Annotated in this window: 1 protein-coding gene and 1 pseudogene; both read right to left on the bottom strand. The window is 77.1% G+C overall.

What is annotated here, in order from left to right; all coding sequences use genetic code 11:
* Nucleotides 1–692 (bottom strand): glycosyltransferase (locus AB0C69_RS42385; protein WP_360362628.1); only part of this gene is annotated, 692 nt, incomplete at its 3' end.
* Between the two features lie 12 nt (nt 693–704).
* Nucleotides 705–1,292 (bottom strand): annotated as a pseudogene (locus tag AB0C69_RS42380) (glycosyltransferase family 2 protein); the annotation flags it as partial.

The raw sequence follows: 1,292 nt of genomic DNA, 5'->3' as shown, positions 1-1,292 counted from the left end.
AGGCCGTGCTCGGCCAGGATCGCGGCCAGGTTGGCGAGGGTCTGCCGGGTCTGCGTGGCGACGTCCGTGCCGACGATCTCGCCGGTCTTCGGGTCATCCGTGGACGGGTGGTGGTGGACGACCAGGTCCGGCACGTAGGCGAGCCCCCATCCGGCGGCGGCCAGATCGAGGGCGAGCAGTTCCTCCTCGCCGCCGAAGTGCAGGACGCCGGAGAAGCCGCCCGCGTCGAGGAAGGCGTCCCTGCGCACGACGACCGAGCAGGCCAGGAAGCCGAGGATCGCCGGTCCCGGCAGGCCCTCGGGGCGCCCGAGCTCCGCGCTGGCCATCCGCTCGGAGACGGGGTCCACCCGCTCCTCCTCCCCCACCAGGACCTTCGCGGCGAGCAGCGCCGTCCGCGGGTGGGCGTCGAGGATCCCGGCCGCCCGCTCCAGCGCGCCCGGGGCCCACCAGGAGTCGTCGTCGGCGAAGGCGATGTAGCGGGTGGCCGCGAGCTGGGCCCCGGCGTTGCGGGCGGCCGCGCCCCGGTTGGCCGGCAGTCTCAGCACGGTCGCCCCCGCCGCCTCCGCGACGGCGGCGGTGCCGTCGCCGGAGGCGTTGTCGGCCACGATGACCGGGGCCGTGTGGTGGCCGAGGCTGCGGCGCAGCTCCGGGGCGCGGTCGCGGGTCACGACCACGATGGTCACGTCCGGCATGCGGTGGTCTCCCTAGCTCACGTAGCGGCGGGCCCTGGACGCGCGCTGCGCCGCCTCCAGGCGGCGCAGGCGGTCCTCGACGTCGGGGGGCAGCACTCTGCGCTCGCGGGCCACCCAGGCCAGCCCGGCCGCGGCCTCGGCGAGCGCGGCGGCCGTCACGCGGTCGCGCGGCAGGGTGCGCAGCAGGACGGCCGTCCTGCGGACGGCCACGGGCAGCGGGCGGCGCAGCCAGGTGAACCACAGGGTGTTGCGGATCCCGTGGCGGCGCCGCAGGTGCGCCTCGCGGACGCGGGACGGTTCGTGGTGCACGACGACGTCCTCGGCGAAGCACAGCTGCCAGCCGAGCGCCATCAGGTCGGCGCTCAGCAGCTCCTCCTCCCCTCCCAGCCAGAGCCGGGGGGAGAACCCGCCCGCCTCCCGGAACGCCTCGGCCCGGACCATGGAGGCCCCCGCCAGGAACGAGCCGAGCGCCGGGCCCGGCAGCCACGGCGGCCCGGGGACGGGCGAGTGCCGCAGCTCCGGGACGATCGGGTCCTCGCGGCCGCCGGGCTCCACCAGGATCCGGCCGGTCACGACGGCGAGCCGCGGATGCGCGTCCAG

This window comes from Actinomadura sp. NPDC048032 (assembly GCF_040653175.1).
Classification (GTDB): Bacteria; Actinomycetota; Actinomycetes; order Streptosporangiales; family Streptosporangiaceae; genus Spirillospora; species Spirillospora verrucosospora.
Note: the sequence above shows the minus strand (reverse complement) of the source record. Positions and strands in the feature narration are given on the sequence as shown.